This is a genomic window from Gordonia asplenii (assembly GCF_012933505.1).
In the GTDB taxonomy this organism is placed as follows: Bacteria; Actinomycetota; Actinomycetes; order Mycobacteriales; family Mycobacteriaceae; genus Gordonia; species Gordonia asplenii.
Window position 1 is genome coordinate 115641 of sequence record NZ_JABBNB010000011.1, and the last position, 18525, is coordinate 134165.

The 18525-nt window shown below is 66.5% G+C and carries 15 protein-coding genes; 5 read left to right on the plus strand and 10 right to left on the minus strand.

Annotated features, from left to right (window positions below; genetic code table 11):
- Positions 1 to 252: 252 nt before the first annotated feature.
- The 5 genes from HH308_RS12635 to typA all read right to left on the minus strand — a co-directional run bounded on the left by HH308_RS12635 (position 253) and on the right by typA (position 8179).
- Positions 253 to 2835 carry a bifunctional FO biosynthesis protein CofGH gene (locus tag HH308_RS12635; RefSeq protein ID WP_170194626.1) on the minus strand — a complete coding sequence of 861 codons (2583 nt, stop codon included), beginning with the start codon at positions 2833 to 2835 and terminating at the stop codon, positions 253 to 255.
- Positions 2836 to 2942: 107 nt separating this feature from the next.
- Positions 2943 to 3323 (minus strand): facilitated glucose transporter, encoded by a 381-nt coding sequence (locus HH308_RS12640; protein ID WP_170194561.1) that lies wholly within the window; start codon positions 3321 to 3323, stop codon positions 2943 to 2945.
- Positions 3324 to 3346: 23 nt separating this feature from the next.
- Positions 3347 to 4222 (minus strand): N-acetyl-1-D-myo-inositol-2-amino-2-deoxy-alpha-D-glucopyranoside deacetylase, encoded by an 876-nt coding sequence (gene mshB, locus HH308_RS12645; RefSeq protein WP_211188453.1) that lies wholly within the window; start codon positions 4220 to 4222, stop codon positions 3347 to 3349.
- A 56-nt stretch (positions 4223 to 4278) separates the two neighbouring features.
- The gene (locus HH308_RS12650; protein WP_170194627.1) at positions 4279 to 6156 is read right to left on the minus strand and encodes an ABC transporter family substrate-binding protein; all 1878 of its coding nucleotides are present in this window, start codon (positions 6154 to 6156) and stop codon (positions 4279 to 4281) included.
- Positions 6157 to 6265: 109 nt separating this feature from the next.
- On the minus strand, positions 6266 to 8179 hold the full coding sequence (typA, locus tag HH308_RS12655) for a translational GTPase TypA (RefSeq protein WP_170194562.1): 1914 nt from the start codon (positions 8177 to 8179) through the stop codon (positions 6266 to 6268).
- A 96-nt stretch (positions 8180 to 8275) separates the two neighbouring features.
- Between typA and HH308_RS12660 the strand changes: the two genes are divergently transcribed.
- From HH308_RS12660 to HH308_RS12670, 3 genes are all read left to right on the plus strand, one after another.
- Entirely contained in the window at positions 8276 to 8452 is a 177-nt protein-coding gene (locus HH308_RS12660) for a hypothetical protein (protein ID WP_170194563.1), read from the plus strand.
- A gap of 43 nt (positions 8453 to 8495) precedes the next feature.
- Positions 8496 to 8993, plus strand: a complete 498-nt coding sequence (locus tag HH308_RS12665) for a hypothetical protein (RefSeq protein ID WP_170194564.1) — start codon at positions 8496 to 8498, stop codon at positions 8991 to 8993.
- Between the two features lie 298 nt (positions 8994 to 9291).
- Entirely contained in the window at positions 9292 to 9768 is a 477-nt protein-coding gene (locus tag HH308_RS12670; protein WP_246284565.1) for a helix-turn-helix domain-containing protein, read from the plus strand.
- Positions 9769 to 10055: 287 nt separating this feature from the next.
- On the opposite strand, the gene HH308_RS12675 is transcribed toward HH308_RS12670, so the two are convergent.
- From HH308_RS12675 to HH308_RS12695, 5 genes are all read right to left on the minus strand, one after another.
- Positions 10056 to 11621: a DUF222 domain-containing protein gene (locus tag HH308_RS12675; RefSeq protein WP_170194565.1), complete on the minus strand. Its 1566-nt coding sequence runs from the start codon at positions 11619 to 11621 to the stop codon at positions 10056 to 10058.
- A 196-nt stretch (positions 11622 to 11817) separates the two neighbouring features.
- On the minus strand, positions 11818 to 12204 hold the full coding sequence (locus HH308_RS12680; RefSeq protein ID WP_170194566.1) for a (deoxy)nucleoside triphosphate pyrophosphohydrolase: 387 nt from the start codon (positions 12202 to 12204) through the stop codon (positions 11818 to 11820).
- 8 nt (positions 12205 to 12212) lie between these two features.
- Complete coding sequence (locus HH308_RS12685) at positions 12213 to 13247, minus strand: ABC transporter ATP-binding protein (protein ID WP_170194567.1); 1035 nt, start codon at positions 13245 to 13247, stop codon at positions 12213 to 12215.
- Between the two features lie 301 nt (positions 13248 to 13548).
- Positions 13549 to 15216, minus strand: a complete 1668-nt coding sequence (locus tag HH308_RS12690; protein WP_170194568.1) for an ABC transporter permease — start codon at positions 15214 to 15216, stop codon at positions 13549 to 13551.
- Between the two features lie 3 nt (positions 15217 to 15219).
- On the minus strand, positions 15220 to 16254 hold the full coding sequence (locus tag HH308_RS12695; RefSeq protein WP_376767220.1) for a thiamine ABC transporter substrate-binding protein: 1035 nt from the start codon (positions 16252 to 16254) through the stop codon (positions 15220 to 15222).
- Positions 16255 to 16569: 315 nt separating this feature from the next.
- Here HH308_RS12695 and HH308_RS12700 point away from each other — a divergent pair, with 315 nt between their 5' ends.
- Positions 16570 to 17427 carry an Rv1157c family protein gene (locus tag HH308_RS12700; RefSeq protein ID WP_376767221.1) on the plus strand — a complete coding sequence of 286 codons (858 nt, stop codon included), beginning with the start codon at positions 16570 to 16572 and terminating at the stop codon, positions 17425 to 17427.
- Between the two features lie 272 nt (positions 17428 to 17699).
- Positions 17700 to 18512, plus strand: coding sequence for a hypothetical protein (locus HH308_RS12705; RefSeq protein ID WP_170194570.1), 813 nt, complete (start codon positions 17700 to 17702; stop codon positions 18510 to 18512).
- Positions 18513 to 18525 lie beyond the last annotated feature (13 nt).

The window sequence follows — 18525 nt, forward strand, 5'->3', positions numbered from 1 at the left end:
TCAAACCCTCCGCTCCCCGAGTGCCGAAGCGAGGCACGAGCTTCGGTGTATCGAGGGGCCCCGCGACAACACACCCACAACGCACACCCCGACAAACGTTGGGAGCGTGAGGCTTTCACGATCGCCGACCTGATCACCATCCGACTTCATCTCGCCGCATCTCGATACACCAGACTCGTCGCAAGCTCCTCGTCTGGCACTCGACGAGCGAGGCTCCCGACGCTCCCCACTCCACGAGCACGAAGCCACGCCCTAGGTCGCGATCGGCAGCTCCCGGCGCTCGGGCGCCCGGCCGTAGGTGGTGGTGCGCTCACGCGCCGGACGTCCGATTCCGTCGGCCATCGCGCGCAACTCGGCGATGGTCTTCTCGGAGCCGTGCATCGAGCCGGCCATGCGGGAGATGGTCTCCTCCATCAGCGTGCCGCCGAGGTCATTAGCGCCGCCGTTGAGCATCACCTGGGTGCCCTCGACACCGAGCTTGACCCAGCTGGTCTGGATGTTGTGAATCCGACCGTGCAGCATCACCCTTGCCAGCGCGTGTGCGGCGCGGTTGTCGCGGTGGGTCGGGCCCGGCCTCGACGCCCCGGCCAGGTACAGCGGCGACGACTGATGCACGAACGGCAGCAGCACGAATTCAGTGAATCCGCCTGTGCGGTCCTGAATTCCACGCAACGTGTTGAGATGACCGACCCAGTGTTTGGGGGTGTCGACGTGGCCGTACATCATCGTCGAACTCGACGGCAGACCCACCTCGTGCGCGGTCGTCACCACTTCGATCCACATCGCGGTCGGGAGTTTGCCCTTGGTGAGCACCCAGCGGACCTCGTCGTCGAGGATCTCCGCCGCGGTACCCGGAATGGAACCCAGGCCGGCTTCCTTCAGTGCGACGAGCCAATCGCGGATCGACTCGCCGCCACGCGATGCGCCGTTGACGATCTCCATCGGCGAGAACGCATGCACATGCATCGACGGCACCCGCGCCTTCACCGCGCGTACCAGGTCGGCGTAGCCGGTGACCGGTAGTTCGGGGTCGATGCCGCCCTGCATGCAGACCTCGGTGGCTCCGGCGACGTGGGCTTCCCACGCGCGATCGGCCACCTCCGACGTCGAGAGCGTGAACGCGTCGGCGTCGCCCTTACGCTGCGCGAATGCGCAGAACCGGCAGCCGGTATAGCAGATGTTGGTGAAGTTGATATTGCGGTTGACGACATAGGTCACCTCGTCCCCGACGACGTCGCGGCGCAGTGAATCGGCAAGGGCCACAAAGGCTTCCAAGCCGTCCCCCTCGGCTGTCGCCAGCGCGAGGTAGTCGTCGTCGGACAGACCCGCGGGATCGGCTTCGGCCCGGCGCAGGGCGGCCACGACATCGGCGTCGACGCGGGCGGGTGCCGAATGCGCGGCGATCTCCAGCACCTGCTCGCGCACGGTCTCCCAGTCACCGAAGGCGCTTGCGAGGTCGCTGCGCGTCTCGGTGTTGCGTCCTTGCGTGTCGATCTCGGTGTTCAGGTCGATGCGACCCGCCGATTGCCAGTCCTCGTCCGGCTCCTGCCACGGCAGGCCTACCGGCGTGACGTCGGCGGCCAGGCCGGTGCCGGGATCGGCCAGCGCGCGCACATGGCTGCTGACCCGCGGATCGATCCACGGCGAACCGGCGAGAACGTACTGCGGCTGCGCTGTCAGGCGCTCGGTGAGGACGTAGCCGCCCTCGGCGGTGATCTCTTGCAGCGCATCGAGATTCGGCCACGGGCGTTCTGGGTTGACATGGTCGGGGGTCAACGGCGAGACGCCGCCCCAATCGTCGATTCCGGCGTCGACGAGCATCCGGCACTCGTCGGCCGACACCAGATTCGGCGGCGCCTGGATCCGCATCGACGGTCCGAGCAACAATCGCGCGACAGCGATCGCGGCCCGATATTCATCGAGTCCGGCGTCGGGCGTCGCGCGCATCGCGGTGTCGGGTTTGGCCCGGAAGTTCTGCACGATGACTTCCTGGATGTGCCCGAACGCTTTGTGCGTCTTGCGGATCTCCATCAGCGAATCGGCGCGCTCGTAGCGAGTCTCACCGATGCCGACGAGAATGCCGGTGGTGAACGGCACCGACAGTCGCCCGGCGTCGACGAGTACGCGCTTGCGCACCTCGGGATCTTTGTCGGGGCTGCCGTAGTGGGCCTGCCCCTTCTCGGTGAACAACCGCGACGACGTGGTCTCCAGCATCATGCCCATAGACGGCGCAACCGGCTTGAGGCGGGAGATCTCCTCCCAACTCATCACGCCGGGATTGAGGTGTGGCAGCAGCCCGGTCTCCTCGAGGACTCGGATCGCGGCTGCGCGCACATATTGCAGCGTCGAATCGTAGCCACGTTCGTCGAGCCATTGAGCCGCCTCGGGCCACCGGTCCTCCGGCCGGTCTCCGAGAGTGAACAATGCCTCTTTACAACCCAATTCGGCGCCGCGGCGGGCGACGTCGAGGACCTCGTCGATCTCCATGAAGGCGCCCTTGCCCTCGCGGGCCAGCTTGCCGGGCACCGTGACGAAGGTGCAGTAGTGGCAGCGATCGCGGCACAGATGTGTCAGCGGGATGAACACTTTTCGCGAATAGGTGATCTGTCGATCACGTCCCGCGGCGACGAGTCCGGCATCGCGGACACGTGCGGCGCTGAGACACAGATCGTCGAGGTCGTCGCCGCTAGCCGCCAACAGGACTGCCGCCTCATCGACGTTGATCGTCGCGCCGTCACGTGCCCGACGCAGCGCGCGTCGGATCGCCGCCGGCGTGGGTAACGGCTCGTCCACGGGTTCGGCTGCGCTGGGTTGTACCGATTCGTGCGCCGGCATCGAAGGCTCGGGCAGCGGTGTACTACTCACCATTCCGATAGTAACCACGCCCACCCCGGCCAAAATTCCGGTACCGGCGTCCGAAATCGAGGTGCGGTGTGTCGGCCCTACCGCGCCAGTGCCCCGCGCCACCCCAGCACCGCGGGCCCCGCCACGCCTGCCAGCAACAGCGCGATAGCGCGCCAGTCCGTCACCAGCACCACATCTCCGCCGGGACCGGTGAACCCGGCCGCCAGCAAGACGACCATCCAGGCGAGCAGCGGACCCCAGCGCCATGACGACTCGGTGAACCTCGACGCCAACAACACGAGCGCGGTGTTGCCCACCAGCGCGATCGCGATGCCGATCGGCGCGACGGCGTCACCGATGCGCACGTAGGTCAGAAATACCGACAGCAGGCCGACGATGAAGCCGTCGACGATCAGCAACGCGACTAACGCGGCGTCGAGCGTTCTAGCGAACTTCTCCTCCGAAAACCCTTGCGTCACTGGGTGAATCCACCGTGCGGTCATCACGACAGTCCGGCGAAGAGGTCGGTTTCGCGATCGGTGGACTCCGCGGCGTCGACGCCGAACCATCCGGTGCGGATGAAATGCTCGACTCGTCCGATCGGCTGCAAGATGTTGTTGGACAAGGCATATTCGGTGCCCGACGGCGCTACGGTCACCTGCGTGGCATGCGCCGCCAACGCCGCGACTTTGCGGTCGTAGACCGCGCTCACGTCGACCTCGGCGGTGATCGCGTCGTCCGGGTAGCTCGGCAATTCGCCCTCGTGGGGCATCCGCCAACCGTCCGGGACACGGTCGACGGCCGCCGACAGTCCCCCGGCCAGCGCCGACTCCTCGGTCACTGACTCGTATACTTTCAGTTGTGCGCCAAGCATTTTCGCGGCGATGGGCAGCGCTGCCGCCGACGCCGAGTGCACCGTCTGATGGTCCGGATGACCGTACGTGCCCGCCGGGTCATAGGTCACCACGACCTGCGGCGCGAAATCCACGAGTTCGGCCACCAGCGTCGCGACGACGTCGTCGAAGTTCGCGCCCGCCAACGCCCGCGGATGCGACGCCGACGGTGACCCGGCCATCCCCGAGTCACGCCAACGCCCGGCGCCACCGAGGAATCGCGGCGCCACCGCTTGCTGTCCGGCTGGAGTCAGCGCCGCCAGCGCGGCGGTCAGCTCACCGATGCGAAAGCCGCCGAGCTGATCCGCGCCACCGTCGGCGACCAGCTGCGCCCACTGCTCACCGATCACCTCACCCTCCTCACCGAGAGTGAAAGTCAGCACACGCACGTCAACGCCATCAGCGAGGTACCGGGCGATGGTGCCGCCGGTCATCAACGTCTCGTCGTCGGGGTGCGCATGAAGAAGGAGAAGACGTTTGCGCATATTTCCCGTCGCTTCGCTCGCCCCGGTCACATTTCCCGTCGCTTCGCTCGCCCCGGTCACTTGCTCAATCCCCATCGCACCGAATCGCCGAAAATACCTACCTGTACCGGCCCGGTCAGCGGCACACCGAACACCGCGGGCGTGACACCGGTCAACATCGCGTCCTGATAGAACGGCAGATACACGGCCTTCTGCGCCAGCAGCGTCTCGGCCTGCGCCAGCAGCGGCGTCGGATCGTCCGAGCTCAGCGCCCGGCGAGCCAGATCGATCAGCGTGGCGTCGCACAATCCCGAGACGTTCGACGCGAAGTTCGCGGTGCTGCTGCTGTCCTCGTTCACCTGACCCGGCGCGACGCTGGTCGGCGTCGGCGGCGTCGACAACGACGGCGCCGTACGGGCCTTCGGCTGATCGCAGTCCACCTGCGACGCCAACGACGTCGCGGGCGGGACACCGAGACCGGTCCAGCCGACGACCACCTCGACACGCGAATTGGTAAGCGCCACACCGTAAAGCTCGCTGTTGGACAGCGGGACCACCTTGGCGCGCACACCGGCGCGACGCAACTGGTCGACGATGCTCGCCGCCGCCGACGTCGAGCGCGGATCACTGGCTACCGCACCCACCCGCACGACCAGCGGCTTACCGTCCAACACCCACGGCGCGACACCGGTCGGCACATCGGGCACGGTGGAGAGATCCTCGTCGGACGGCGTCGTCGTGTCCGACGTCGTGTCCGACGTCGTGGGCGACGCGGTACTCGGCGTCGACGTCTCCGAGGTGGTCGGTGCCGAGGTCGACGTCGGCGAGGACGTCGGTGACGGCGCACCCGACGTCGGATCGGGTGACACCGGAGCCTGCGCCGCGGGTTCGCCGCGGACGTACCCCGCCGCGGTCATCAGCTGGGCGACCGCGGCCGCCGTCGGCCGGCTGCGCGACGTCGGGGCGTAGTTGGGGTCCGACGGCGCGTAGACGGTGTTGGAGTACTGGGTGACGATGTCGTCGCCGGCGCTGGCCAGCGTCACCAACCCGCCGTCGATCATGCCGAGCAGCGCGGTGCGCAAGGCTTCTGAACGCATCGCGGGTGAGCGAGTGTTCACATTGAGTGTCAGCGCACGTGACGTCAGATCGCGCTGAGAGGTCAAGCCGGGCACGGTCTCCAGTTGCGAGGTGGTCGCCGGGCCGGTGCTCAGCGCGGTGATCGCCGAGTCGCCCGAGCGCACCGACTCCACCATCTGCGGCGCGGTCCCGGCGCGACGCAGGACGATCTGGTCGAGCTTGGGCGGCGTCACCCAGTAGCGATCGTTGCGGGCGAGGCGAACCTCGTCGCGAGACTGGTCGATGCCGACGATCGCGAACGGCCCACCCGACACCGGCTTACCCGTGTCCATTCCGGTTTGGAAACCGGCGGGGGCACCCTTGAGGACGTGGCTGGGCAACAACGATCGGAACAACTCCCGCCACGCGGGGTAGGCCTGCGCGAAGCTGACCGCGACCGTCTTGCCGCCGCCGCTGGTCTGCACGTCGTCGATCAGCCGATAACCCGCGGGCGCAACGGCATTGGGCTGCCGGGACATCTGCTGCCACAGGTAGGCGAAGTCGTCGCCGGTGATCGGCAGACCGTCGGACCACTGCGCGTCATTGTGAATCCGGTAGGTGACGGTGAACGGCTTGTTGCTGGTCACCTCGGCCGAGGTGAGCAGGGCCGCCGACCGCGTCCAGACAACGGTGCCGTCGGGTCCCAGGCTGGGATCGAACGCACTGGGCAGGGTCATCGCGCCGATCGCGGTGGTGATCGGCGATTGGTCGGCTCCTATGTGCGGGTTGAAACCCGCCCCGATCGAATTCGTCGCGATGTACACCGTCTTCTCGGTCGGGTACTCGGCCTGCGGAGGCGTGGCCGCGGTCGGCTGTACCGCGGCAGGCGGCGACGCCATGCACGCGCTGGTCACCACCGCGCAGACCGCGACGACGAGCGCGGCGAGCCCCCGCTTGGGGGCACGGCGCGCATGCGGAGCTGACGTCACCGTGTCGCCCCCACCTGGATTAACCTGCGTTCTGGTCGCGGGACTTGGCCCGGGACCGCTCGCGTGCTCGAGTCGATGCATCGAGATGCACCTTACGCACTCGCACGATCGACGGGGTGACCTCGACGCATTCGTCGGCCGCGCAGAACTCCATCGCACCTTCGAGGTCGAGGGTCATCGGCTTGGCCAAGGTCTCCATGACGTCGGCCGACGACTGACGCATGTTGGTCAGCTTCTTCTCGCGGGTGACGTTGATGTCGAGATCTTCCTGGCGCGGGTTGATGCCCACCACGTGACCCTCGTAGGAGTCGTCGCCCGGATTGACGAAGAAGGTTCCGCGGTCGGCGAGCTGGATCATCGCGAAGGGGGTCACGCTGCCCTGGCGGTCGCTGACCAGCGATCCGGTGTGGCGCGCGCGGATCTCACCGGCCCACGGCCCGTAGCCGTCGAAGACGGCGTTGGCGATACCGGTGCCGCGAGTCTCGGTGAGGAAGTCGGTGCGGAAACCGATCAAGCCGCGCGACGGCACCACGAATTCCATCCGGACCCAACCATGTCCGTGATTGTTCATCTGGTCCATCCGGCCCTTGCGGGCGGCGAGCAGCTGAGTGACGGCGCCGAGGTGCTCTTCGGGAACGTCGATGGTCAGGTGCTCGAACGGCTCGTGAGTCTTGCCGTCGACCTGGCGGGTCACCACCTGCGGCTTGCCGACGGTCAGTTCGAAGCCTTCGCGGCGCATCTGCTCGACGAGGATCGCGAGCGCCAGTTCACCGCGGCCCTGCACCTCCCAGGCGTCGGGGCGGCCGATGTCGAGGACGCGCAACGACACGTTGCCGACGAGTTCGGAGTCCAGACGTGACTTGACCATGCGCGCGGTCAGTTTGCTGCCCTTCTCGCGGCCGGCCAACGGCGACGAGTTGGTGCCGATGGTGACCGAGATGGCGGGCTCGTCGACGGTGATGCGCGGCAGCGGCCGCGGGTTCTCCAGGTCGGCGAGGGTGTCGCCGATCATGATCTCCGGCATGCCTGCGACGGCGACGATGTCGCCCGCCACAGCGGACTCGGCGGGCTGACGGTCGACGCCGACGGTGGCGAGGAGTTCGGTGATCTTGGCGCGCTCGACGACCGGCTCGCCGTTGACCTCGCGACACCACGCCACCTGCTGCCCCTTGCGCAAGGTGCCGTTGTGGATGCGGACCAGCGCCAGGCGGCCGAGGAAGGCCGAGGCGTCGAGGTTGGTCACGTGAGCTTGCAGCGGCGCGTCCTGATCACCCTTGGGGGCGGGAACGTACTCGAGCAGGACGTCGAAGAACGGATCGAGGTTCTCGCCCTCGGGCACTTCGCCATTCGCGGGTGCAACGGTGCTGGCGACGCCCGCGCGGCCGGATGCGTAGAGAACCGGCAGGTCGAGCGCGAGTTCGGCGGCCGCGGCGGCCTCCGCGTCGTCGAGGTCGGAGGCGAGGTCGAGAAGCAGGTCCTGACTCTCGGTGACAACCTCTTCGATGCGGGCGTCGGGGCGGTCGGTCTTGTTCACGACGAGGATGACCGGCAGCGACGCCGACAGTGCCTTGCGCATGACGAAGCGCGTCTGCGGCAGCGGTCCCTCGGAGGCGTCGACGAGGAGCACCACGCCGTCGACCATCGACAGGCCACGCTCAACCTCGCCGCCGAAGTCGGCGTGACCGGGGGTGTCGATGACGTTGATGACGACTTCGGTACCGTCGGGTTGGGTTCGATGCACCGCGGTGTTCTTGGCGAGAATGGTGATGCCCTTCTCGCGTTCGAGGTCACCGGAGTCCATGACTCGGTCGACCAGCTCTGCGCGCTCAGCGAACGCACCGGACTGGCGCAGCATGGCGTCGACCAAGGTGGTCTTGCCGTGGTCGACGTGCGCGACGATCGCGACGTTGCGGAAGTTAGGAGCGGCGCTCACTGGCTCTCTTTCGTATGGCGGTCAACCCTCACAGAGTATCTGCAACCCGACTGAGACGCGGATCACACGTCTGTTAGGGCGTGCTAAGTTCAGTTGATGAGCAAGATCTCGCCCGCGAAGTTCCGCAGCATCAAGCCGAAGAAAAAGTGCTGCCGGTCGCGGAAGCGCTGCAGCAAGTGCCCGGTGGTGCTGCACCGGCTGAGCAAACAGCACGCCGAGAAGATGTCACCCAAGGAATTCGCGAAGGCGTACAAGAAGGCGCGCGCGGCATAAGGGCCACCGAGGGAGTCGCAGACACATCGCGCAGGCAGACCCAATGAGAATCACGTCGAACGGACCCACATCGTGCAATCGGATCGGTGGCCGCCGGAGACTCGCGGCGCGTACCGCCATGGCACTCGCCGCCGCCGCAACAGCCTGCGCGACCGGGGGTCCGGCGCAGGCAGCTCCGGTGGCCGTCCAACAGACCCCGGCGTTCGCCTTCGCCGACGCCGGCTTACAGCTGTTCAAGACGTATCAGCCGACGGTTCGCATCGACACCGCCGGGCCCGGCGCGGTGTGGTTCAGCGCACCGGCCAATCCCACGGTCTGCTTCACTCGCGCGGGTGAGTCGTGGGTGACATTGCGTTACACCAACGTGACGACGGGCCGCGCGGGCGTCACGTCCGTCCGAGCATGTTCCACAACGATTGCAGGCCCGCGGCGGGTCAAGATCGCGCCCGGGCCCGGACTGGTGATCGGTACCTTCGATGCCGTCGGAACCGGCATCCTCGCACCGACCGCGCCTGGGACTGCAGTCTTTCGGGTCGGGTAGCGGAGAAATGGGAACTAGTTGGCGCGTCGCGCCTAATGATATTGATATCTTGCGCGCACTCTGGCTCGCCGCAACCTGCTGGTTGAGCGAGGCGAAGCCGAGTCGAAACCACTGTGACGCTGCGGGTTTCCTCATTACCCGGCCGGCGGGTTTCGACTCGCTCCGCTCGCTCATCCGGCAGAGGAACGCAACGTCATACAACTTTTTAAGTGCGACACCCTACTAGTGACATGTCGTCTTTAATATATTCGGTATTTGTGGTGGGCTGATTCTGGTTGATAATCGATCAGAGGAGTTGATGGAGTTGCCGCGTCCCAAGCAGTTCACGGTGTCGTTGACCGAGGCCGATCGTGTCGAGTTGACCGGGGTGGTTCGGTCGGGGACTCATCCGGCGCGGATGATCACCCGGGCGCGGATTCTGCTGGCGTTGGATGAGACTCAGGGCCCGTCACCTGATCGGCGGGTGGTCGCCGAGCGGGTCGGGGTGTCGGAGGCGACGGTGTATTTGGTGGCCAAGCGGTTCGATGCGGCCGGCGGAAACGTCGAGGACGTAATCACCCGCAAGAAGCGCCTCACCCCGCCGAACGAGCCGAAGATCACCGGCGATGTGCAGGCCCGGCTGATCGCGTTGGCATGCACCGAGCCCCCGCAGGGGCATTCGCGGTGGACGCTGCGGTTGTTGGAGAAACACGTCGCGCTGACCGAGGGGATGCCGACGATGGATCACTCGACGATCGGGCGGGTCTTACAAAGGGGGCTCTCAGACCGCACCTGAAGGCGTGCTGGACCATCCCGCCCACGGCGAATGCGGCGTTCATCGCTGCCATGGAAGACATTCTGGCCGTGTACGCCCGCCCGTATGATCGCGCCCCGCGTCGCCGCATCCTGCTGGTTGAGCGAGGCGAAGCCGAGTCGAAACCACTGTGACGCTGCAGGTTTCGCCACTATCCGGCCGGTGGGGTTTCGACTTCGCTCGCTCAACCGGCAGAGAAACGCAACGCCATACAACACTCTACGTGCGACACCCCAACTAGGTCCTGACGCGACCGACCATGCAACCGTTCAGAACGGCGGATCTCCGTCGGCATCGTTGCGTTGCCGCCTCCGCTTCTTGTTGCGGGCACGTTCAGCCCGACGTCGTCGATGCTTGTACTCCAGACGTGTCTTCTTACGTTGCGGCTCCTCCATATCGGCCGGCGTCTCGGGTGCGGCGGTGGTGGCGGGTCGGTGGGCAGGCTCCTGGAATCTGATGGTCGTCAAGCCGGGGAACAGGTCGATGCCCAGCCCCGGATGGCCACGGATCTCATCACCTTCGGGTGTGTAGAACACCGGATGTGCCCGACCGTCGTCGTCGATGTCGAGGTCATCGAGCCAGTCCCCGTGCGTTTTGAGGTTGTGGAAGTAGCGGTTCTTGGCGTCCATCCCGTCCGGGTGCGTCTGTCCGCCTGACGCGGGGTCGGTGAAGGAGTATTCGTCGACATGGTCGAGGTCACAGTCCCACGCCGCAGTGTGGGAACCGGGGACGACGCTGTGCCCATCCCGTATCCGTAGATAGGTGTCCAACAGTCTCGTCGGCCGGTACGGGTCGGCGGGTTGCGCCGGCGCTTGAGGTGACGGGTCGGGATTCACCGGCCGGACCGTCGCATCCGGTCGGGCGGCCATGTCTCGTACGTGATCGGCCGACACCGTGCCGTAGCCATCCACCCAGCCCGGTTCGTCATCGTCGCCACACATGGTGCTGTGATTGGCGACGACGTGCACGACGACCTTCGGGTCGACGTGGACCGGGAACGGCGCATCTGCCAGATCGGGGATGACTGAGGTGCATGACGTCGCAGCGTCACAGAGGCATTCGAACGGCGTCTGGGTGAGCAGCGCGTACATCGCATCCGACGTCCGGGCGGCGAAGCTACGCGGGTCGTTCTTGCAGACGGCGTTGGCGAGCGCTTTCACATGTGCGGCGGCGATCCGCACGTCTTCGGCGGTCATCGTGGCGCCGATGGTGGCCATGCCGTCGGAGCCGGGTTGGGTGAACATGCCGCGCTGGTCTTTTGCGACGTCTCGTCGAGCGCGCACCGCATCCGGGTCTTTCCGGAAGATCAGTCGGTCGACGCGATGCCGGAGTTGATCCATCGAATACGGAATGCCGCGGCCGCCGCGGATCATCGCGGCGATCTCCGTGTCCAACTCCGCCATGTACGGCTGCCCGTCCGCCAGGTCGGTCCAGGCGACCATCTTGTGGAACTGCGACTCGGTGACGAGTCCGTCGCGCAAACAGAGGACCGTGGCGGGAAGACGATCTCGCGCCGCGACTGCGTCGCCTATCCGACTCATCAGGGTGTCGGCGGATTGGCCGCGCGTCATCCCGACTCGCTGCCCCAACTGCAGGTAGGCGTCATCAGCGCGGTAGTCGTCGTACTCGACCGGAACGACCAAACGGGTGTGCAACTCGGCGAGGACCCTCAGCCGGTACCAGGCCAGGAACGCATCCCCCTTGTCGGCGTGACCATACAATCCCAGCAGGTCTCCGACAGCGAGACCAGGGTCGGCCAGGACAGGGTCGAGTCTGAGAGACGCGAGATCCAGAGTCGGCCATACCGACGGCGAATCATGGGCGAGCACAGCCACGACGAGTCCTTCGCGAGACGAAAAGACGGATAGGGAGGAGCAGTCCCTCATCATTTGTCGTGGCGGGACCATTCCCGCCGGTGAAGCCCTCGTAGTATTGCTGCTCGTACACTCATCATATCACAGAATCGAACACACTTGCGAGAGATGTTTCGCTGGCGCTGCGAGTACTAAACCCAACGAGGAGCGCCGACCGCTACCCCAACAACCCCACCAGGTCCTCCAACCACACGGCGTCGGCGGGCACCAAATCGACTGCCATCGCCCGCAATTGCTCCCCGGTCACCCACATCACCGCCGAATGTTCCGCCGCGACCGGCTCGCCATCGACCAGCCATGCATGCAGAGCGACCAGAATCACGTTGTCGCCCAACGTAACCGGTTCACCCACCGGTTCGCCGACCTCGATCCGAACCGTCAGTTCTTCGGCGATCTCCCGTTGCAGCGCCGACGCAATCGACTCACCGTCCTCGACCTTTCCACCCGGCAACTCCCATAGTCCAGCGACCTCCTCCGGGTAGCTTCGCTGCGCCAGCAGCAACCGTCCCTCGCGCACGATGGCCGCTGCCACAACGGTTTTCATCGCCTTGCTCATCGTGATCCGATCAGCGCAACCCGCGACGCGATCAACCTGATCCCGACCTCATCGCCGACCCGAACCCCACCGAGTGAATCGTCGGCGTCAGCGTCGAGGTGGATGCCGTCGACGACTACCCGCAAGCGCAGTCGGCCGGGCAGCGGCGTCACTCGCGTCACACTTCCCGACACCGAACTCCCCGACGTCGCGCAGGCCGCCACCGAATCCGGCCGCAGCCCAACGCTTATCGACGTCGACGCAAACGCGCGGCCGCTCACATCGACGTCGCCGAGCTCGGTCGACGCCGTGGCTCCGCTGATCTGCCCGGAGATGATCGTTGTGCATCCCAGAAACTGTGCCGTCGACTGATCGACCGGGTAGCGCCACAGGTCTGCTGGCGAATCAGTCTGGGCCACAACACCGCCCGCGATGATGGAGATCTGGTCGGCCAGCACCGCAGCCTCCGTGTGGTCGTGGGTGACCATGATCGTCGGAGTGCCGGTGGTCCGCACGATGTCGGAGATCTCGCCAACCAATTCCTCGCGCAGCTGCCGGTCCAGCGCGGCTAACGGTTCGTCGAGCAAGAGCAACCTCGGGCTCGGCGCCAACGCCCGCGCAAGCGCGACCCGTTGCGCCTGTCCACCGGATAGCTGATCGACCGAAACATGCTGGTAGTCAGTGAGTTTCACCAGCGACAACATCTCCGCCACCCGTCCCCGAGCAGCTGCCTTCGACCATCCGCGCATCCGCAGCCCGTAGGCCACATTCGATTCGACGCTGCGCCCGGTGAACAACTGACCGTCCTGGAACACGACACCGAAGTCCCGACGATGCGGCGGCGTATCGGCGAGGTCGACGCCGTCGAACGTTATCGCGCCGGACACCACGGGCTCCAGGCCGGCGATGGCCCGCAACAGCGTCGACTTCCCGCAGCCCGACGGCCCGAGTGCGACGGTGACCAATCGGCCGTGATCGCCGGCCCGCCAATCAAGTTCGTCGATGACGCGCTTGCGGCCATATGCGACAACGAGTTTCGAGATCTCTAACATCGGTCAACGCCTCCGAGTGTCAGTTGGGGAAGTGTACGGGGGCTCGTCCCGGAGTCATCGGTCGCTCCGGGGTGAACCGCTCCATCCGCTGGTTGAGCGAGGCGAAGCCGAGTCGAAACCACTGTGATCGCCTCGGGTTTCGCGCAACCGCCCGGCACGACTTCCGACCGTGGCGATCCGCTGTCTCGTGCACCTAGCAGGTCCGGTCGACGGTTCGGCTGATGTCGCGTCGCCGGCAACCACGGACTCGCCGAAACCTGTTGTGCCAGCATGGTTTCGACACGCCCGCCGCTAGCGCTCCTCACGGCTCAACCAGCGGTGACGGCTTAACCAGTGGAGATGGGGGCGCATTCGTCGAATCCCGCTCAACCATCTCCCTTGCTCCGACGACTTCGATCAGCAGCACCGCTGCGGTGGTGGCGAACACCAGCAGCATCGAACACGACATCGCGGTCGCGAGTTGGTCGGCGCCCGGCTTGTTGAGCGCCGATCCGATGAGAACGGGCAGCGTCGTGGTGTCGGGCAGTGCGAGAAAACCGGTGGCCCCGAACTCGCCGAGCGCCATCACGAAGGCGAATCCCGCTGCGGCGCCCAAGGATCGCGCGACAGCGGGAAGCTCGACGGTCCACCACACCCGCCACGGCGGCGCGCCGAGGGTCGCGGCGGCCTGCCGCACCCGCAACCCGACGGCGTCGAGCGCGGGCACGACGATGCGCACCACGACTGGAATCGCGATCAGCGACTGCACCGCGGGAATGATCAGCGGCGACATGCGAACCTCCCGCGGCATCGCGGCGAGCAGAATCAGATAGCCGAAACCCAGTGTCACGGCACTGATTCCAAGTGGCAACGTCGAGACGACGTTCCCGATGCCTCCCAGCACTCGCCCGCCACGGGCGATCACATAGGCGCCGAGCGTTCCGATCACCACCGCGACGACAGCGGCCACGACAGCACTGAATGCGCTGTAGCCCAACGTTTCCAGCGGAGTGACGCCATTGACCGTCCGCCCCAGACTGCGATAGCCCGCCAGCGTCCACGGCCCGCCCGACTGCGGCCGCACCGACCAGATCGCGAGCACGAGCAGCGGCGCCACCAACCACAACCCCACCCAGGCGCAGATGGCCACGACGACGCCCCGCGCCGCGCCGGTCACCCGGCGACGACGCCCCCGGCGCTGCGGGGCCATCGGTCCGTCGGCCGCACCGGAACCGCTTGCGCCGCAGAGCCGTACGAGTCCCAGCGCCGCCAGCACGACGACGATCTGCAAGATCGAGAGCACCACGGCGTCGGAGATCTGAAAATAGCCGATCGCCCGGGTGTAGATCTCGGTCTCCAGCGTCTGCAGATCACCGTTGCCGAGGATGATGATCACGCCGAAACTGGTGGAGCAGAACAGAAATACCAGCGCGGCGGCTCCCGCCAGCGCGGGCAGCAACCGCGGCAGCGTCACCGTGATGAACGCCCGGAAGGGAGTCGCGCCCAACGTCCGCGCCGCCTCACTCGCCCGCTCGTCGATGCCCTGCCACGCCGCGGCGACCACCCGCACCACCACCGCGACGTTGAGAAAGACGTGCGCGGCCAGGATCGGCGACAACCCCGACGTCGCGTGCAGGAAAAGCAGCGGCCCGTCGAACACGGTCCGGAAGGCGATGCCGACGACCACCGTCGGCAACACGAACGGCACCGTCACCGCCACCAGCACGACCCGCGAACCGGCGAAGTCGACCCGCGCCACCAGCCAACTGATCGGTGCCGCAACGACAATCGTGAGCAGCGTCGACGCCGCGGCCTGCCCGAGTGTGAACCCCAACAGGTGCCACGCGTGGGTCCGCTCGAGCGTGTCACTCAGCGAGCCGCCCGCGGCGTCGTGCCGGGCCCGGTTGATCAGCGCGACGATCGGCCAGATGAAGAAGACCCCCAGAAAGACGGTCGGGAGGACCGCCAGGGCACCGAGCCGCAGGCGCAAGAGCTATCGGCCCATCACCGTGCGCCATTGCGCGAGCCACTGCTCGCGATTGTCCGCGATGTACTTGGGAGGCATGTTCACCGTCCACTCGGGGATGGGAGCGCGCGCCTGCCAGCCGTCGGGCAGTGGGGTGTCCTTGCGCACCGGATAGACGTACATCGATGATGGAAGTGCCTTCTGCACAGCAGGCTTCAGCATGAAGTCGACGAGCTTCTGCGCGCCGGGCTCGTTGGCCGCGCCCTTGAGCACGCCGACGTATTCGACCTGCCGGAAGCAACTCTTGAGCAGTGCCGACGTCCCCGGCGTCGCGGCCGGCGACGATGCGTAGGACACCACGATCGGCTTGTCCCCCTTGCCCGTTCCGGCACTGAACAATTGGTTGTAGGCGGTCTCCCACCCGGACACCACGGTCACGCCATTGCCCTTGAGCGAACGCCAGTAGTCCTGCCAGGTCCGCGGATAGACGCCGATCGTGGTGAGCAGGAACGAGACTCCCGGCGACGACGTCGCCGGGTCGAGGACGACCGCCTGATTCTTGTATTCCGGTTTGATCAGATCTTCCAGCGACGCCGGCGGCTGCAGACCTTTGCTGTCGTACCACTTTTCGTCGACGTTGAGGCAGACGTCGCCGCGGTCGACGGCCGTCAGCAGCCCCTTGGCGTCGGGCAGCGCATAGTCGTCGGGGCCGTGAACCGCCTCGGGAGAGTTGTACGACGCCAGGGCGCCGGCGTTGATCGGCCGCGACGCGAACGTGTTGTCGATGCCGTAGACCGCGTCGCCCTTCGGAGCGCCCGGGGTGAGCGAGACCGTCGATGCGAGTTGGCCCGCGTCGCCCGACTTCACGATCTTCAGCTGCATGCCGGTGTCGGTCTTGAACTGCGCTATCACGTCGTCGGGCAGCGCAAACGAGTCGTGTGTGAGCAATACCACTTGCGCGGTGGCGTCGTCGGAGCTGCACGACGCGAGACCCAGCGTCGACGCGGTGGCCGCGAGCATCACCACCGAGGCGATCCCCCACCGATGCATCCGTCTATCCATGCGATTGACCATGTCCCGCCTCTCGGAGATTCCTACACAGCCTGGATTGCTACCGCAGCCTGCCCGGCCGATCGTCGGCGACCAGCGCACCCAATGATAGGAGCCCACCGCCCGTCGCAAGTGACTGAGTCGGATGCACGCGCCGGTCAATCACACGAGTCACACACGTAACAATTGAATCACCGGGCGCACAGAACATTCACCCGATCCGTTAGGCTCCCTCTCAGGCTGACTCCGTTGTACACGGAGTGCGTTGGACCCTTTACACTTGCTCCGGCCCTGCGGCCAGATTTGACCGACAACCGTTAGGACATCGTGACAGTGCGTCTCACACGAGTGCGGAACTCTACCCCGGCCCGACTCGGCCGTCGTGTCATCGCCGCCGGCGCCATCGCCGCAGCGGCATCGCTGACCGTCTCGGGCGTCGCGACCGCCGCACCGGCGCCGTCGACGCCGAAGGTCAACGAGCACGCGCTGAAGTCGCTCGGCGCCTTCGCCCCCGCGATCATCGGTTCCGCCGCAACTCCTGACGCAAACGGCAAGATCAACGCGGGTCTGCTCAGCGAGGCCCGCACGCTGTCGTCGACGCCGGGCCTGCCGGTCGAGGTGAAGGCCATGTGGGACAAGGTGATCGACTTCCTCGGCGCTCCCGGCGAACGACAGGTCACCGAGATGCTGCGCTCCGAGGCGGCCGCCAAGGCAGGCGATCCGACCATCCCCAAGGGCCCCAACAAGCCACGCATCCAAGAGTTCCTCTACCCGACCCTCGGCTTCGGCTGCATGGCGGGCAACGGCTCGTCCACCGGTGGCAACTCGATGGGTCGCGCCCTGGTGACCGCGGGTCCGCAGCAGGCGCCCGCCCCCGGCCCCAAGCTCGGCCAGGCCGGCTACGTCTACACCAGCCTCGGCACCGGCCCCGCGCTCAACAATGCGGGCAACCCGCTGCAGGTCAGCTGGGTCAACATCGACAACGGCCGCACCGGACAGTTCGCGCTCAAGCGCAACCCGAAGATCAACGCCACCGACGGCCCCGGCACCTTCACCGGCATCGCCACCACCGGGCGCGGTCGCGTCATCTCGACCATCTACGGTTCGGTCACCACGCGCAACACCACCACCAATCGGCCGACCACCTGCTCGATCATCCCGACGGTGGGCATCGCGATCGTCTAGCACCGCTTTTCCTCTCAACCCCGACATCTCAACCCCGGCATCGACACCGATGCCGGGGTTGAGTGCTTCCGGGCACCCCAAGCGCCGAACCGACGGCAGAAATAGCCGCAGTCCCGGCGGCGCGCTGTGTCACGCCGACGTCGCGCCTAAGTCACGGCTCGGACTCGCGAGTTGCCACCGGACTCACATGCATGTTGTTCTTTAACACAAGCATCATCAGTCACATCTGTCACAGTTCTGTGCGTGTGCCAGACAGCCTTGCAGGAGGGGCCATGTTCACCACCACCACTCGACGCGTCGGCGCAGCACTGGTCAGCGTCGCGGCTGTATCCGCCCTCGCATTAGGAGCGCCGGCCGTCGCAACCGCAGCCCCGGCAGTACCCGCCGCCCCGGCGAAACCCGCAGTCCCGACCGCTGTCTCCCCGAACACGGTGCCCATCCCGAACATCCCGTTCGACGGCGAACTGGCCGCCGGTCTGCGCATGATCAAACAGGCCGGAATCGACAAGATCGCCATCGAGGCGGCCAAGGCCATCATCGGCACCGTGGGGCAACTGTCGGTAAGTCAGGCGACGGCCAGCCCCGTCGCAGCGACCACCGACCCGCTCGCGATCCTCAAGGCCCTCGGCATCACGCCGCTGTCGCCGTCGATCGCCCCGATGTGCACCACCCCGACCGCCGACAATCCGTTCGGCCTCGTCGCCGCGGGTGCGGGCGCGGCTAAGGGCCCCTGGCCGCTGCGGATCACCACGCCCATCCTTCCGCTGAACCTCCCGACCGCGAAGATCGACCCGAACCTCGTCAAGGACGGGTCGACGGCCTACGCGTTCCTGCCCGCGGGTGCCGGCGGCACCGGGGGCAAGATGCAGGTCGCTTGGTTCAACACCACCACGTTGAAGGGCGGCTTCGCCGACCTCACCTCGGTCGCTGCCAACAACCCTCTGCTCGCCCTCATTCCCGGCGTCTCCGGACTACGCCTGGCACCGGTCGAGACCGGCAAGGGCACCGTACTCTCCGCCGTGTACGGCACCGCGCAGGTCGGTTCGCGGTCCTGCTACTTCCTTCCCGCGGTCGGGGTCGTATAGGACACAATGACGG

Bases quoted from the DNA above. Each gene is read 5' to 3' on its own strand.
- HH308_RS12635 (WP_170194626.1), bottom strand. From the start codon at position 2,835: ATGCCGGCGCACGAATCGGTACAACCCAGCGCAGCCGAACCCGTGGAC.
- mshB (WP_211188453.1), bottom strand. From the start codon at position 4,222: ATGCGCAAACGTCTTCTCCTTCTTCATGCGCACCCCGACGACGAGACG.
- HH308_RS12650 (WP_170194627.1), bottom strand. From the start codon at position 6,156: ATGGCGTCGCCGCCTGCCGCGGTACAGCCGACCGCGGCCACGCCTCCG.
- HH308_RS12660 (WP_170194563.1), top strand. From the start codon at position 8,276: ATGAGCAAGATCTCGCCCGCGAAGTTCCGCAGCATCAAGCCGAAGAAA.
- HH308_RS12665 (WP_170194564.1), top strand. From the start codon at position 8,496: ATGAGAATCACGTCGAACGGACCCACATCGTGCAATCGGATCGGTGGC.
- HH308_RS12670 (WP_246284565.1), top strand. From the start codon at position 9,292: ATGGAGTTGCCGCGTCCCAAGCAGTTCACGGTGTCGTTGACCGAGGCC.
- HH308_RS12680 (WP_170194566.1), bottom strand. From the start codon at position 12,204: ATGAAAACCGTTGTGGCAGCGGCCATCGTGCGCGAGGGACGGTTGCTG.
- HH308_RS12685 (WP_170194567.1), bottom strand. From the start codon at position 13,247: ATGTTAGAGATCTCGAAACTCGTTGTCGCATATGGCCGCAAGCGCGTC.
- HH308_RS12695 (WP_376767220.1), bottom strand. From the start codon at position 16,254: ATGGATAGACGGATGCATCGGTGGGGGATCGCCTCGGTGGTGATGCTC.
- HH308_RS12705 (WP_170194570.1), top strand. From the start codon at position 17,700: ATGTTCACCACCACCACTCGACGCGTCGGCGCAGCACTGGTCAGCGTC.